This window comes from Aliamphritea hakodatensis, assembly GCF_024347195.1.
Classification (GTDB): Bacteria; Pseudomonadota; Gammaproteobacteria; order Pseudomonadales; family Balneatricaceae; genus Amphritea; species Amphritea hakodatensis.
The window spans coordinates 1,498,358-1,513,724 of the sequence record NZ_AP025281.1; the positions used below are offsets into that span (position 1 = coordinate 1,498,358).

The 15,367-nt window shown below is 51.6% G+C and carries 14 protein-coding genes and 1 tRNA gene; 3 read left to right on the forward strand and 12 right to left on the reverse strand.

Annotated elements, in window-relative coordinates; translation table 11 throughout:
* Window positions 1–50: 50 nt before the first annotated feature.
* The 5 genes from PCI15_RS06820 to PCI15_RS06840 all read right to left on the reverse strand — a co-directional run bounded on the left by PCI15_RS06820 (window position 51) and on the right by PCI15_RS06840 (window position 2,236).
* The gene (locus PCI15_RS06820) at window positions 51–263 is read right to left on the reverse strand and encodes a DUF2788 domain-containing protein (RefSeq protein ID WP_271273585.1); all 213 of its coding nucleotides are present in this window, start codon (window positions 261–263) and stop codon (window positions 51–53) included.
* A gap of 118 nt (window positions 264–381) precedes the next feature.
* Complete coding sequence (locus tag PCI15_RS06825) at window positions 382–897, reverse strand: disulfide bond formation protein B (RefSeq protein WP_271273586.1); 516 nt, start codon at window positions 895–897, stop codon at window positions 382–384.
* 128 nt (window positions 898–1,025) lie between these two features.
* Window positions 1,026–1,691: a TIGR02466 family protein gene (locus tag PCI15_RS06830; RefSeq protein WP_271273587.1), complete on the reverse strand. Its 666-nt coding sequence runs from the start codon at window positions 1,689–1,691 to the stop codon at window positions 1,026–1,028.
* A 67-nt stretch (window positions 1,692–1,758) separates the two neighbouring features.
* Window positions 1,759–2,007 carry a TIGR02647 family protein gene (locus PCI15_RS06835; RefSeq protein ID WP_271273588.1) on the reverse strand — a complete coding sequence of 83 codons (249 nt, stop codon included), beginning with the start codon at window positions 2,005–2,007 and terminating at the stop codon, window positions 1,759–1,761.
* Window positions 2,008–2,152: 145 nt separating this feature from the next.
* Window positions 2,153–2,236: transfer RNA gene (locus tag PCI15_RS06840), tRNA-Tyr, on the reverse strand.
* 466 nt (window positions 2,237–2,702) lie between these two features.
* Here PCI15_RS06840 and nrdA point away from each other — a divergent pair.
* From nrdA to yfaE, 3 genes are all read left to right on the forward strand, one after another.
* Entirely contained in the window at window positions 2,703–4,964 is a 2,262-nt protein-coding gene (nrdA, locus tag PCI15_RS06845) for a class 1a ribonucleoside-diphosphate reductase subunit alpha (RefSeq protein ID WP_271273589.1), read from the forward strand.
* Window positions 4,965–5,101: 137 nt separating this feature from the next.
* The gene (gene nrdB / locus PCI15_RS06850; protein ID WP_271273590.1) at window positions 5,102–6,232 is read left to right on the forward strand and encodes a class Ia ribonucleoside-diphosphate reductase subunit beta; all 1,131 of its coding nucleotides are present in this window, start codon (window positions 5,102–5,104) and stop codon (window positions 6,230–6,232) included.
* Window positions 6,233–6,249: 17 nt separating this feature from the next.
* The gene (yfaE, locus tag PCI15_RS06855) at window positions 6,250–6,516 is read left to right on the forward strand and encodes a class I ribonucleotide reductase maintenance protein YfaE (protein WP_271273591.1); all 267 of its coding nucleotides are present in this window, start codon (window positions 6,250–6,252) and stop codon (window positions 6,514–6,516) included.
* A gap of 849 nt (window positions 6,517–7,365) precedes the next feature.
* On the opposite strand, the gene nth is transcribed toward yfaE, so the two are convergent.
* From nth to rsxA, 7 genes are all read right to left on the reverse strand, one after another.
* Window positions 7,366–8,001 (reverse strand): endonuclease III, encoded by a 636-nt coding sequence (gene nth / locus PCI15_RS06860; RefSeq protein ID WP_271273592.1) that lies wholly within the window; start codon window positions 7,999–8,001, stop codon window positions 7,366–7,368.
* A 193-nt stretch (window positions 8,002–8,194) separates the two neighbouring features.
* A complete protein-coding gene (locus tag PCI15_RS06865) occupies window positions 8,195–8,905 on the reverse strand; it encodes an electron transport complex subunit E (RefSeq protein WP_271273593.1) in 711 nt (236 codons plus the stop codon).
* On the reverse strand, window positions 8,905–9,570 hold the full coding sequence (rsxG, locus tag PCI15_RS06870; RefSeq protein ID WP_271273594.1) for an electron transport complex subunit RsxG: 666 nt from the start codon (window positions 9,568–9,570) through the stop codon (window positions 8,905–8,907). The genes PCI15_RS06865 and rsxG overlap by 1 nt, the downstream gene beginning before the upstream one ends.
* Window positions 9,570–10,625, reverse strand: a complete 1,056-nt coding sequence (gene rsxD, locus PCI15_RS06875; protein WP_271273595.1) for an electron transport complex subunit RsxD — start codon at window positions 10,623–10,625, stop codon at window positions 9,570–9,572. Before rsxD ends, rsxG begins: the two co-directional genes overlap by 1 nt.
* A 5-nt stretch (window positions 10,626–10,630) precedes the next feature.
* Window positions 10,631–13,930: an electron transport complex subunit RsxC gene (gene rsxC / locus PCI15_RS06880; protein WP_271273596.1), complete on the reverse strand. Its 3,300-nt coding sequence runs from the start codon at window positions 13,928–13,930 to the stop codon at window positions 10,631–10,633.
* Window positions 13,927–14,532, reverse strand: a complete 606-nt coding sequence (gene rsxB, locus PCI15_RS06885) for an electron transport complex subunit RsxB (RefSeq protein ID WP_271273597.1) — start codon at window positions 14,530–14,532, stop codon at window positions 13,927–13,929. The genes rsxC and rsxB overlap by 4 nt, the downstream gene beginning before the upstream one ends.
* 24 nt (window positions 14,533–14,556) lie before the next feature.
* Window positions 14,557–15,138, reverse strand: a complete 582-nt coding sequence (gene rsxA, locus PCI15_RS06890; protein ID WP_271273598.1) for an electron transport complex subunit RsxA — start codon at window positions 15,136–15,138, stop codon at window positions 14,557–14,559.
* Window positions 15,139–15,367: the final 229 nt, after the last annotated feature.

Below are 15,367 nucleotides of genomic sequence, written 5' to 3' on the forward strand. Positions count from 1 at the left end.
TCCAGGCCGCTGACTGAATGTTTATCAGAGCACTCAGTCAGCGGTTCTGATCAGGCGGCTCCGCCACCCTCAATCATATAGACGGCAACGGTTTTAACCAGAAAGGCTGCCAGGCCTAAACCCAGAGCAAAGAACAGAATAACTGTTCCGAATTTGCCGGCATTGGATTTTTTTGCCAAATCGTAAATGATGAAAAAGATAAAGGCCGCAAACACTGCGATGCCTACGTTCATCATGATGCCTTCGATCTCTGCTAGACGCACAGTACACCTCTTGAAGATAAAGGTTTGCAATCAGCCCGGCGTCGCCGGACCTGTTTAAAAATTGATCGCGATTGTACAGGGAATAAAACGAAGGTGAAAGCCTTCACTGCACCGGCGGTTATTCCGCGTATGGGTGTTTGAAGCTGCCGATCAGCACGGCGGAAAATGCTGCAACGGCAGCCAGTGAAATAACCATAAGGCCTTCAGCCATCGTAATGCTCAGTAACAGATCCGGGGTATAGCCACACAGCTCCCAAGGTTCAAATACTGCCGGGAACCACTGATCGACTGCGAACCATTCCGGCAGTCCGGTAGACATTTCACAACTGCTTTCAATCAGGTTGCGTTCAACCGCAAATACCATCCAGGAGCGTTCAAGCAGTGCTGCGGCGGCCCCGAGGTTGAGTGTTTGTAATAACAGGTTGGGGATCCGGTAGCGTCTCAGGCATAACGCGAGAACCGCCAGAGCGATAATTGCCAGAATCCAGATCCGGATATGAATGCAGAGTACGCAGGGGCCGTAATCTAAAACATACTGATAAAACAGTGCAACGCCTTCAAGTACACAGCCAACGAGAATGATTGTCAGCCAGAAGCCAGCGTGTTTTCCGAGTGCGGCAGCATAGTGCAACATAATTACAATACCTGTAAGTCCCTGATTTAGATGTTGTGAGGCTAAGTGAAAAATAAAGTTCAATCAATGGATTAAGCTTAATTTTCCCTCCCCGGAAAAGGTTTAAGGGCGAGGAGGGAAGTGATCTGTCATTCTTCCAGGAAGTTCACCTGGCTGTTGAAGGCCAGTACGATACGTGCCTGAGCGCCAAAATACGGCATGGCGGCATGCTTCAGGTAGGAGGGGAAGATAACAATCTGTCCTTCCTGGGGAGCAAAGTCCCAGGTGCCCGCAGCATTCAGATAGGCCGTACCCGCATCCAGATACTGGTCAGCACCGTGGCGCGGATCATAAAAGCGGTTCACGCCATTACGTGCTTCAATGCCGCTTTCGCCGGCCTGAAGGTAGTAAATGCCACACCAGGAACAGTTCGGGTGTGAGTGGGTGTCGTGGTAGCCACCGTTTTCGGTCACGTGGAACCAGGACTCGATAATGCTTGCCTGAGCCTGAGCGTCTTCCGGCCAGAATTCTTCGTTCACAGCATGAGCGACGGTGGTCAGCATATCTTCCAGAAAGATCTTCAGGTCGTTAAGGGCCGGTTCTGGCTGATCGAGCAGGTCAAGACTGCTTTCATACAGCCGGTGTTTGGCTGTAGGGGCGACGTAGCTGGCGATAGCATCTTCCTGCTGCTGGCGGATATTTTCAATGGCCGTTAACAGCGCCTGCCGGTTTTTACTGTGCTCCGGGTAGTTAACGCTAAACATACGCGTTTCCCAGACATTCATATCTTCAATCAGGAATGGCTCGCCGCTCATTGTGGTCCTTAAGTGCGTTCAGTTGGAAAATGGGGCGCTGCAAATGCTTTGCAGCGCGGTGCGGTTATCAGGCAGCCGGTTTTGGCGGTGTGAGGATGTTTAACAGACTGTGGGCCTGATCGGCGGCTTCATGGCCAAGCGGTGTGAGATAACCGCCGTCCTGTTGGGAAATTAAGCCTTTATCGAACAGCCGTGTGGTGGCAGCAATAATATCGGTATCGGCATTGGCGTGTACTTTTATACCCTGCAGGGTACTGGTCTGGCTGAAACGGATCAGCATGTTAATCTCTTCGGCAATCTCATGATTACAAGGCATATTCACTTTCCTTATACGGGTATGCTTCAGGTGATTCTACCGGTAAAAAAAGTTACAGCACCGGCATGGATCAACTCTGGCACAGTCAGGAAGAAATAAACAGGAGAAATCGGTGTAATCATGAAACATCTTCAGGAAAAGAAGATGGTGGTGGGAGGTGGATTCGAACCACCGAAGCTTGCGCGTCAGATTTACAGTCTGATCCCTTTGGCCACTCGGGAACCCCACCGGGAGAGGGCGTGAATCTTATGTGTGCAAAGGCGCTTTGTAAACATCTGAAACGAAAAAAAATGAAAAAAACTTACTCGCCAGGTGGGCTGAAGGCCGTAGAAAATTTCAATAGATTTTATCTATGAAACTTCCGGATGCCATATAAAAGTTTTTGAAACACGGCTTTAGTTTAACTGTCCCGCCAGAGGTCCTGAAACCAGTGGGCTTGCCAACTGTTAATGGGTTTGGTTCTTATCTGGCTACACGTATCAGATAGCAAAATCAATATTGAATTTAACTTCTTAGTATCTATATTGGGTGTCTGCTGTATGACCCTGCACTATATATAGTGTTGTTCACTGCTTTATTAAGGGTCTGTATTGTTTGGATTTTGTACAGTCCGACTCCATTGTTGCTGAACGGATGGTTCCGCTGCAGTGACGGCAAAGTTTGATTTCAGTTTATTCATTGGTGGGAAGCGCGTAATGCAGGACTTGATGGTTACCAAGAGAGATGGTCGAAAGGAAAAGATCGACCTGGAAAAAATTCACCGCGTCGTAATCTGGGCGGCAGAAGGATTGCAGAATGTTTCGGTATCTCAGGTTGAACTGAAAGCACATATACAGTTTTACGAAGGCATTAAGACTGCTGATATTCACGAGACGCTGATTAAGTCTGCAGCAGATCTGATTTCTGAAGATGCACCGGATTACCAGTATCTGGCTGCACGTCTGGCGATTTTCCACCTGCGTAAGCGCGCGTTTGACAGCTATGAGCCGCCACATCTGATGGCGCATGTTGCCAAGATGGTTGACAGTAAACGTTATGATAAACATCTGCTGGAAGACTACAGCGAAGCCGAATTCAATGAGCTGAATGACTACCTGGATCACAGCCGGGATATGAACTTCAGTTATGTGGCTGTGAAGCAGCTTGAAGGTAAGTATCTGGTACAGAACCGGGTCACCGGTGAGATTTTTGAAAGCCCTCAGATTTTGTATATGCTGGTGGCCGCCTGTCTGTTTGCGGGTTACCCGAAAGAGACCCGTCTGGATTACGTGAAGCGTTTCTACGACGCCTGTTCTCTGTTTAAGCTGTCACTGCCAACACCTATTATGGCCGGTGTACGGACACCGACCCGTCAGTTCAGCTCCTGCGTGCTGATCGAGTCTGATGATTCCCTGGACTCAATCAATGCGACCGCCAGTGCCATTGTTAAATATGTCAGTCAGCGTGCCGGTATCGGTATTAATGCTGGCCGGATTCGTGCGCTGGGCAGCCCGATTCGTCAGGGTGAAGCCTTCCACACCGGTTGTATTCCTTTTTATAAGCACTTCCAGACGGCGGTTAAGTCCTGTTCTCAGGGCGGCGTGCGTGGCGGTGCAGCGACGCTGTTTTATCCGCTGTGGCATCTGGAAGTTGAGTCACTGCTGGTGCTGAAGAATAACCGTGGTGTGGAAGAGAACCGTGTCCGCCATCTGGATTACGGTGTCCAGCTGAACAAGCTGATGTATCAGCGTCTGATTAAAGGTCAGAATATTACGCTGTTCAGCCCGCACGAAGTGCCTGGGCTGTACGATGCGTTCTTTGCTGATCAGGAAGAATTTGAACGCCTGTATGTGAAGTATGAGCAGGATGACTCCATCCGTAAGCAAACAGTTAAAGCAGTTGAGCTGTTTGGTCTGCTGGCATCTGAGCGCGCGTCTACCGGCCGTATCTATATTCAGAACGTTGACCACTGTAATACGCACAGCCCGTTTGATCCGGCTGTTGCACCGGTTAAACAGTCAAACCTGTGTCTGGAAATTGCACTGCCAACCAAACCTCTGTCTGATGTGAATGATGATAAGGGTGAGATTGCCCTGTGTACTCTGTCGGCATTTAACCTGGGGGCACTGGAAGACCTGGATGAGCTGGAAAATCTGGCTGACCTGATTGTCCGCGCGCTGGACAGCCTGCTGGATTATCAGGATTACCCGATTGAAGCTGCCCGTCAGGCATCCCTGAGCCGCCGTACACTGGGTGTGGGTGTGACTAACTTTGCCTATTATCTGGCGAAGAACGGTGTGCGCTACTCAGACAGTTCTGCAAACGGTCTGGTACATAAGACATTTGAAGCGATTCAGTACTATCTGCTGAAAGCTTCTAATGAGCTTGCTAAAGAGCTGGGTGCCTGTTCTAAGTTTGATGAAACTACGTATTCAAAAGGCTTGCTGCCGATTGATACCTACAAGCGTGAAGTGGATGACTTCTGTGAAGAGCCACTGCATTACTTCTGGGAAACGCTGCGTACCGATATTCGCGAGTTTGGTCTGCGTAACAGTACTCTGACTGCACTGATGCCGTGCGAAACATCATCGCAGATCACTAACTCAACCAACGGTATTGAACCGCCACGGGGTTATGTGAGTGTGAAGGCCAGTAAAGACGGTGTAATGAAGCAGGTGGTGCCTGAGTACACTGAGCTTAAGGATGATTATGAGTTGCTGTGGGATATTCCGGGCAACGATGGTTACCTGCAGCTGACCGGCATCATGCAGAAGTTCGTCGACCAGTCTATTTCAGCGAACACGAATTACGATCCGGCTAACTTCCCGGGCGATAAAGTACCGATGAAGCTGTTGCTTAAAGACTTGCTGACGGCCTATAAATACGGTGTTAAGACGCTGTACTATCACAACACCCGTGACGGCGCGACCGACCAGCACGATGATATGGGTTGTGAAAGCGGTGCCTGTAAGCTTTAATTGCCTGTCGGCCAGCCTTTGTTAAAGGCTGGCTGTTCAGGTTCTGCCCGGTGTAACGCCGGGTTTCAGATATGAGTGCTGCCGGAATTTCTTTACCGGCGTGATGATCCCAAGCTCGCAAAACATTAAGATACCAGATGCTATATTCAACTTTTGATCCGACCTTTAATGACAGCACTAAAGAGCCGATGTTCTTCGGCCACAACGTTAACGTTGCCCGCTATGACAAGCAAAAGTATCCGATCTTTGAAAAGTTGATTGAAAAGCAATTATCGTTTTTCTGGCGTCCGGAAGAAGTGGATCTGTCCACTGACCGTAAAGATTTCATGGACATGCCGGAGCATGAAAAGCATATCTTCCTGAGCAACCTGAAATATCAGACGCTGCTGGACAGTGTGCAGGGCCGTTCCCCGAACATCGCTTTCCTGCCGATTGTTTCGTTACCGGAACTGGAAACCTGGCTGGAAACCTGGTCGTTCAGTGAAACCATTCACAGCCGCTCCTATACGCACATCATCCGGAACATCATGAATGAGCCGTCTGAAGTGTTTGATCAGATTGTTACCAATGAAGAAATCGTTAAGCGGGCTCAGAGTGTTACCCGTTTATATGATGAGCTGATTGAGTTAACCAATATTTATCTGATCCAGGGCGAGGGTCGCCATACTGTTGACGGTAAGCTGTTTGATACCACCAAGTACAATCTGAAAAAGAAGTTGTACCTGACGCTGGTATCGGTAAACGTTCTGGAAGCCATTCGTTTCTATGTCAGCTTTGCCTGTTCCTTTGCCTTTGCTGAGCGGGCAATTATGGAAGGCAATGCCAAGATCATTAAACTGATTGCCCGTGATGAGGCATTACACCTGACCGGTACCCAGTTCATGATCAATGTCCTGTCTTCCGGTGCTGATGATCCGGATTTCAAGAAGATTGCTGTTGAATGCCATGAGGAAGTGATTGAAATCTTCCGTGAAGCGGCAGAGCAAGAAAAAGACTGGGCGAACTACCTGTTCAGTGGTGGTTCTATGATCGGTCTGAATGCGCAGATCCTGCGCGATTATATTGAATACATCACCAACGTGCGTATGAAAGCTGTCGGCCTGGAAGAAATCTTTCCGGCAAGCCAGAACCCACTGCCGTGGATGAATGCCTGGTTAGTGAGTGATAACGTACAGGTTGCGCCACAGGAAGCTGAAATCAGTTCCTATCTGGTGGGGGCAATTGATAATGAAGTTGATGAAAGCGACTTTGATGATTTTGATCTTTGATCTTTGAGGGCTGATTCATGAGTGGTATTCCAAGGATTAAGGTCAATCACCACGGTACGTTCTACTACCAGTATGAGTTCTCACTACTGGATGCTCTGGAGGCGCAGGAGATTCCTGCGCCCTATAATTGCCGCGGTGGCTATTGCGGTACCTGTAAAGTCAGGCTGATCGACGGTGAGGTTGAACAGGTACAGGATGCGCTGTTTGATACCGTGGGTGACGAAATCCTGACCTGCTGCTGTAAGCCTGTCGGACATATAGAAATCGAACTTCCGGAAGACTGATTCTCAGTTTTCCACAACACTTCCTCTTGCTTGTTTTTTTGCTGCCTCTGCCGTACAGCGGCGGAAAAATTCCTGTGCTGTTATTGTCTGAAACTTAAAAATTGTTTCATTGATGTAAATAATCGTTAACAGTTTTGTTTGAATTTTGTGTTGTGGTTTTTTAGGGCGGTACAGTATCTGACCCGGTTTTACGCACCAGGTAGCGTCATACCGTTGCCTGGAAGGTTTCTCTGCCGAAGGGGTGTTGCTGAGTCTGTGGAGGTTTGGCTGTGTTCCTCAAAAACAATGTTTGAGTAGCCTGGCAGAATACAGTTAAAAGCGTTTTTAATGCCTGTCTGGCATGAAAATTGGTTGTTATTTAATCAGCCTAATAACCCTCCTTTGTTGATTGAAAAATTTAAAGTCCACAGCTGCTTGTCAAGGTTTTTTTTCTTGAATAACTGTTTAGTAATATTTTAATTGTAACGCTTGTTTCTTTGTAAGTTATTGAATTTATTATAGTTAATAGTTTTGTGTTAAATGTGACCGATCTGTAACAAAGCCCGTAGTTATGCGGCTTTCAGGCGGGTGTCCAATAGTTGTAAACAGTTTTATCCACAGAAAGTGGGGGTAACTTTCAGTGGCATTTCAGACTGATTTTAGGTCTGTTATGTATGCATGATTTTGCCTGTGATGTCGGGGAGCCTGGCTGAGAAAGGAAGGCGGGTCTGACTCCTCTGACGGCCGGGTGGTGGGAGCGGAGAATAGGTGCTGGCTGAAACGCCACCCCTGAAAAAGATGTGTTTGTTCAGGCTGTGGCGAGTGCGGGGCAGTTTATAGCAGGCAGGCTGCCGGATTGTTAACCCTTGTTCAGAGTTCTGTTTTATCTTTGAATTCACACAGGTCTTCAATCATGCAGCTGTTGCATTTGGGCTTGCGGGCGGTGCAGACATAGCGGCCGTGGAGAATGAGCCAGTGGTGGGCGTCCATCAGGAATTCCTTCGGTACGAACTTCAGCAGCTTTTGCTCGACTTCATTTACATTCTTGCCAGGGGCGATTTTAGTGCGGTTAGAGACGCGAAAGATGTGTGTGTCCACTGCCATCGCGATCTGTCTGAAGGCGGTGTTAAGCACCACGTTAGCGGTCTTGCGGCCGACGCCCGGCAGGGCTTCCAGATCTTCACGGTTTTCCGGCACAACAGAGTTGTGCTTATCGATCAGGATTTTGCAGGCCTTGATGACGTTTTCAGCTTTGGAGTTATACAGCCCGATAGTTTTGATGTATTCCTTAAGGCCGTCGACCCCCAGTGCATAGATGGCTTCAGGGGTATTGGCAACGGGAAACAGTTTCCGGGTGGCTTTGTTGACGCTGACATCCGTCGCTTGTGCTGACAGTGCAACGGCCACCAGAAGTTCGAACGGATCGCTGAATTCCAGTTCAGTAACCGGGTTGGGGTTGTCGGCGCGAAGACGGGTGAAGATTTCCTGGCGTTTGGTTTTATTCATTATTCTGGCTTTATTATGTGGCTCGTGGCGCTTGTTTTAATAGGCTTTGTCTTAATGGCTCTTATCTTAATGGCCGCAGACATGTAATTGAAGGGCGTAAAGAGGCTGTTTTCAGGTAAGGCGGTTAAACCGTGGATAAAAAAATACCGGCGGTAAGCCGGTATTTTCAGATTTGTATATTCTGTTATCAGAATCAGCTGATGTTACCTGTGATACGCGCCCGTTTAGGGCCTTCTGACGGTGCTTTCGGCTGTTGCTTGCGGCGTTCTTCCAGGCGCTGATCAATGATGTTCTTGGCGGCGACAATCAGTCCCATGCCAACAAAGGCACCCGGTGGCAAAATTGCAAACAGGAAGCCGCTGTAGTCATCAACCAGGGTGATTTTCCAGCTTTCAGCGGCCGGGCCGAACAGCAGATTCATATCAGCAAACAGGGTACCCAGGCCAAGAATTTCCCGCATTGCCCCCAGCAGTACCAGCACCAGGGTAAAGCCCAGTCCCATCATCACGCCGTCCAGCAGTGAAGCGCCTACCGGGTTTTTACAGGCAAATGCGTCCGCCCGTCCCATGATGGCGCAGTTGGTTACGATCAGGGGGATGAAGATGCCGAGTATGGTGTACAGCTCATAGGTGAACGCCTGCATCAGAAGTTCGATACAGGTTACAAAAGAGGCAATCACCATCACGAATACCGGCAGGCGGACAGAGTCCGGTACAAAGTGCCGGAACATGGAGATTGTCAGGTTTGAGCCTATCAGTACCAGGATACTGGCAATGCCCAGCCCCAGTGCGTTAACAACGGTGCCGGTGACCGCCAGCAGGGGGCACAGGCCCAGCAGCTGAACCAGCGCCGGGTTGTTCGTCCAGAGGCCGTCTAAAGTGATTTTCTGGTAATCGGTCGCCATTATTCTGCTCCCGTAGTTTCAGTCATCGTTTTCTGGTGATCCTGTGGTTGGGGGTCATCCAGTAACGCGGTTTTGTTTTCGCGGAAATAGCGTACAGCCGCTTTGGTGGCGTTAACAATCGCCCGCGGGGTAATCGTCGCACCGGTGAACTGGTCGAAGCGGCCGCCATCTTTCTTGACTGCCCATTCGGTATCATCTTCACCGTCATAATGCTGGCCGTTGAAGCTTAAGATCCAGTCAGACTTTTTCAGTTCAACTTTATCGCCAAGTCCGGGGGTTTCTTTGTGAGCCAGTACCCGAACGCCTGCCAGGCTGTCATCCCGGTTGATGCCGACAATCAGGGAGATTGCCCCGGTATAGCCGTCGGGCGCAACTACCGGCATGATAACAGTTTCGACCAGACCGTTGCGCCGGGCCCGGAAAACCGTTGCTTCATTTGCACCGGTCAGTGCGGGCTTGCTGATGGTCAGTGTGTCATTAAGCAGATCATTGTCGATGCTGGTGCGCGGGACGATCTCATACAGCGCTTTTGCCTGCTGTGCTTCAATGTTGTCAGCAATGCGCTGTTCAGTGGATATCTGCGTCAGGGCAATGGCACCGGCGGTGACGACTGCAAAGATACCGAGGCCGGCAGCACTGTTGCGGATAGCGTTGAGCATTTCCATTAGCTATTCCCCTTCATGCCACGTTTGGCTTTTGCATGCCCGTAAGTGCGTGGCTGGGTGTACTGATCAATAAAAGGTGCGCTCAGGTTCATCAGCAGAACAGCGAAGGCGACGGCGTCGGGATAGTTGCCCCAGCTGCGGATAATAAAGATCATCAGGCCGATACCGGCGGCAAACCAGAGCTTGCCTTTGTTACTGGTACAGGAAGTAACCGGGTCCGTGATGATGAAGAACGCCGCCAGCATGGTTGCACCTGTGGTCAGGTGAAAGAACGGGTCGGGGTAGTTATCCGGATCAATCAGGAAGAACAGGGTGGATACCAGTGCCAGTGTGCCAAGCATTGCGACCGGCGCATGCCAGGTGAAAATCTTGCGGTACAGCAGGAATATGCCGCCCATGACATAGGCCGCACTGACAGCGTGCCAGGCACCGATCCCATCGGCCAGCAGTTCGCTCTGATTCCACATTTCTTCGGTAGTGAAGCCGCCTTTGTGCTTCATAACATCCAGTGGTGTGGCCATGGAAAACGCATCATAGAGCGCTGGCTGAATGCCGGCAAAAATGAATTGCAGGGAATCTGTCAGGCTGATGATGTTCCAGCCTTCACCGACCATGACAAACGGAGCGCTCCAACTGGTCATCGGGACCGGGAAGGACACCAGAAGCAGCGCATAGGCTGCCATCGCCGGATTAAACGGGTTGCTGCCCATGCCGCCATACATATGCTTGGCGATAGCAATGGCGAACAGAATGCCGACAAACATCACCCACCATGGAGCAAACGGCGGTATAGCCAGCCCCAGCAGCACAGCGGTAACGACGGCGCTGTAATCCTGCAGGTAAAAGCTGACCGGCCGCTTGCGCAGTTTAATGATGGCGGCTTCAAAGCCAACGGCCAGCAGGCAGCCCCAGAGAATCTGAATCAGGGTGCCCCAGCCGAAAAAGAATGTCATGGCGGCCATTCCCGGGAGTGTCGCCAGGATAACTGTACGCATGACATCACCGGTGTTACCCGGCCGGTGCGTATGAGGAGATGTAATTCTTATTAAAGCCATAATGGTTACTTAGAAAAACGTTCCAGAGTTGAGTTGAGTTCCGCTGCTTTTTCCTGCGCGCTGAGTAATTCTGCCTGCAGGGCTGCCTGCATGTCGTCTTCAGCCTTGCTGAGTGCGCGTTCGGCTTTGGTGACGGCGGCACGTGCCAGTGCAGCATCAACTTTAAGTTGTTTCAGATCGACGCCTGCGGCGGCTGCAGCGGCTATATGCTCTGCTTCCAGGCTGGCCAGTTCGCTCTGTGCCTGTTCGTAGCGGGCTGTCAGACTTGTGACATCCTGCTGAAGGTTTTCACGGTTGCTGTCATCCGCTTCATTCAGCGCTTTTTCTGCTTTTTTCAGCTTGGTGCGCATAATGGATACCTGCTGTTTCAGCGCTTTGGCGTCCGGTTTTTCAGCGGCAACATTGTTAATGGCCGGTGTGGCAGGCTCTGGAGCCGTTGTGCTGGCATCACAGGCTTGCATAGCTGCCTGGTATTCGGCTTCGGCGTCTTTAAGCTTGCCTTCCAGTTTGGTCACGCCGTCGGCCATCTTCGGTGCGGCAGGGCTGTCTGAAGCAACGGCTTTTTCATAAGCGGCTTTTGCTTTTGCCACTTTACCCTGCATGGCATCAACATCGGCTTTCAGGTCGTCCAGCTGTGCCTGGCTGAAGGCCGGTGCAGCAGGCGCCGGAGCAGCGGTGCTGGCTTCGTTGGCCTGCAGGGCTGCCTGGTATTCTGTTTCAGCGTCTTTAAGCTTGCCTTCCAGTTTAGTCACACCGTCGGCCATCTTCGGTGCGGCAGGGCTGTCGGATGCAGCGGCTTTTTCGTAAGCGGCTTTGGCTTTATTCACTTTGCCCTGCAGTGCGTCAACATCGGCTTTCAGGTCATCGAGCTGCGCCTGGCTGAAGGCCGGAGCAGCAGGGGCCGGAGCAGCGGTGCTGGTCTCATTTGCCTGCAGAGCAGCCTGGTATTCGGCTTCGGCGTCTTTAAGCTTGCCTTCCAGTTTAGTGACACCGTCGGCCATCTTCGGTGCAGCAGGGCTTTCGGATGCAGCGGCTTTTTCGTAAGCCGCTTTGGCCTTCTCTACTTTGCCCTGCAGTGCGTCAATATCTGCTTTCAGGTCATCCAGCTGCGCCTGGCTGAAGGCCGGTGTAGCAGGGGCCGGAGCAGCGGTGCTGGCCTGATTGGCCTGCAGAGCAGCCTGGTATTCGGCTTCGGCGTCTTTAAGCTTGCCTTCCAGTTTAGTGACGCCATCGGCCATTTTCGGTGCGGCAGGGCTGTCGGATGCCGCGGCTTTTTCGTAAGCGGCTTTGGCTTTATCTACTTTGCCCTGCAGCGCTTCAACAGCGGCTTTCAGGTCGTCCAGCTGTGCTTGGCTGAAGGCCGGTGCGGCCGCTGTGGCTGCCGGTGGTGTACCGCCAGATTCTGCTGCTTTAAAGGCGGCTTCAGCCGTGGCTGACTTTTCGGTCAGGGCTTTAACTTCAGCTTCCAGCTCGGCGATGTTATCGGCGCCGGCTTCCTGTGCGCTGGCCAGTTGTTTTTCGGCCTTTTTGAGCTTGGTGCGGGCAATGGCTGCATTGGTTTTAAGCTGTTTGATGTCCACCACAGGTGCTGCCGGTGCGGCGGGCGCTTGCTGTGCCTGTTCATAAGCCTGGGCTGCTGCGTCAGATTTAGCCTGTAACTGAGTAACCGTTTCCTGCAGGGCGTCTATGCCGTCCAGGCCTTTCGCCTGGGCGTTGCTCAGTGCTTTTTCCGCTTTCTTCAGCTTGGTGCGGGCAACGGCAGCGTTGGTTTTCAGCTGCTTAAGATCAGGTTCGCCACTGTCAGCAGATGTGGTGCTGGCTTGCTTGGTTATAACTGCATCACGCTTGGCTGCCTGATTCTTGGATGCTTCTTCTGCGCGTGCTTTACGGCGCAGTTCTTTTTCCAGCTGTTCCTGTTCCTGACGGGCCTGACGGGCTTCGAAACGTAGACGGGCATGGTCGGCTTTACGCTGTTCAGCATCTTCTTTGCGGATTTCACCTTTGGCAAAGCGGTAGTACTGCACCAGAGGGATATTGCTCGGGCAGACGTAAGAGCAGGCGCCGCATTCGATGCAGTCGAACAGGTTGTGATGTTTGGCTTTCTCAAACTCACGGCCTTTGGCAAACCAGTGTAGTTGTTGTGGCAACAGTTCGACCGGGCAGACCTGTTCGCACATACCGCAGCGGATACAGGCCTGTGCCGGCGCCTGTGCAGGGAATTCGTTAATGCTGCCGGCAATCAGGCAGTTGCTGGTTTTGATCATCGGAATCTGTGAGTTCTCGATGGTCAGGCCCATCATCGGGCCGCCGACAATCAGCCGGGCCAGGTGCTGTTCATTCAGGCCGCAATATTCCAGTAGGTCTGCAAAGGGGGTGCCGATCCGGGCTTCCAGATTCTGCGGGTGGGCCACGGCTTCGCCGGTGATGGTGATGACCCGGCTAACCAGTGGTTTGCCATGCTGAACTGCGTCATACACTGCGGTGGTGGTGCCTACATTCTGGCAGACAATACCTACGTCGGCAGGAATTTTTCCGCTGGGTACTTCAACACCGGTGAGCAGTTTGATGAGCTGCTTTTCGCCGCCGGACGGGTACTTGGTCGGGACGCTGATAATGTCCAGATTCAGTCCGCAGCCGTCAAAGGCTTCGTGCAGGGCGCGGATTGCCTGTGGTTTGTTGTCTTCAATGCCGACAATGATATGCAGGGGTTTTAACAGGTGGGCGATAATTTCAATGCCGCCACAAATTTTATCGGCCCGCTCGCGCATCAGCATATCATCGGCGGTGATGTAAGGTTCGCATTCGGCCGCGTTGATGATCAGGGTGTTAACGATATGATCATCACCCAGATGAAGTTTTACGTCGGTCGGGAAGCCTGCGCCACCCATGCCCGCAACGCCCGCTTTGCGGATGAACTCAATGAGTTCCGGTTTGGGCAGCTGCTGATAATCTTCCAGGCCCTGGTGTTCTGTCCACCGGTCTTCGCCATCCGCTTCAATTACGATGCATTCGGCCATCATGCCCGACATGTGCGGCACCGGATGTGCTTCTATAGCGACCACTGTGCCGGATGTTGAGGCGTGAATATTGGCGCTGATGCGGCCGATCGCTTCAGCAACGGTCTGGCCTTTTAAAACTGTATCACCCACGTTTACCAACGGGTCAGCCGGCAGGCCGATGTGCTGCTGTAATGGCAGGACAATGCGCGACGGTACCGGTGCTTCAGTGATGGTGCCACCGGTCGACTGACGCTTGTTTTCCGGAGGGTGAATGCCCCCATGGAAACTGTGAATCTGGGCTGTCATGCATTGCCCTCCGCAGAGTGCTGGCTAACGCCCGGACGCAGGTCGGTGGCGATCAGATCAACGCCGGGTTTTGGCATGTTCCATTGCCAGGTGTTCAGAGTGGTTTCAATTGGCAGCATATCAATACAGTCAACAGGGCATGGCTCAACACAGAGGTCACAACCGGTACATTCAGAGGTAATGACGGTGTGCATTTGTTTGGCGGCACCAAGGATGGCATCGACCGGGCAGGCCTGAATGCATTTGGTGCAACCGATGCATTCATCTTCACGGATGTAGGCAACGGATTTTATCTGTTCTTCGCCGTGCTCAGAGTCCAGAGGGATTGCTTCAACATCCAGCAGGTCTGCCAGTGCCTCGATGGTACTCTGGCCGCCCGGTGGGCATTTGTTAATGGCTTCGCCGTTTACGATGGCTTCGGCATAGGGGCGACAGCCCGGGTGTCCGCACTGTCCGCACTGGGTTTGCGGTAACAGTCCGTCAACCTGTTCAACCAGCGGGTTGCCTTCAACCTTGAAGCGAATAGATGAGTAGCCGAGCAGGATGCCGAAGGCAAGCCCCAGACCCAGCAGAACAAGAATGGCGATTAATACTGCGCTCATGATAATTCCTCGACTGTCCGGCGGTTAAAACTGAACGAGGCCAGTAAAGCCCAGGAATGCCAAAGACATCAGCCCGGCGGTTACCATACCGATGGCTGAGCCTTTAAATGGCGTAGGAACATCTGCGACAGCGATGCGTTCGCGCATGGCTGAAAACAGAATCAGCGCCAGTGAGAAGCCGACGGCTGCACCGAATCCGTAAACGATCGAATCGATAAAGCCGTTCATCTTTTTGATGTTCAGCAGAGCGACACCCAGTACTGCACAGTTGGTGGTAATCAGTGGCAGGAAGATGCCAAGAAGCTTGTACAGCAGTGGGCTGGTTTTGCGCACAACCATTTCGGTGAACTGTACAACCACAGCAATGACAAGAATAAAGCTGATGGTTTTCAGATAGGTCAGTTCAAGTGGCTCCAGCAGGTAGCTGTATACCAGGTAGCTGCAGACGGATGACAGGGTCAGTACAAAGGTTGTCGCCAGCGACATGCCCATCGCGGTTTCGAGTTTATTGGAAACCCCCATGAACGGACAAAGGCCGAGAAACTGCACCAGTACGAAGTTGTTAACCAACACGGTGCTGATAAGAATAAGCAGATACTCTGTCATATGGCGATTGTGTAACCTTTTATATAGCTCTTATAGGGTTCTCTTCCAGAGGGAAGAGGAGTCGTCTAACGCCTGAATACTGATTGGGCGTCCGCTGTATATTCGATTTTTCCGTAAGCCGGTGTGTTGCATTTACTCTGCTGTCGTCAGCAGGAGTAGGCTGATGACGGCGGCTGCTTTTTAAAGCGGCTAAATTCTACTGATTTTAGCATCCCCGGGGTATAGGCAA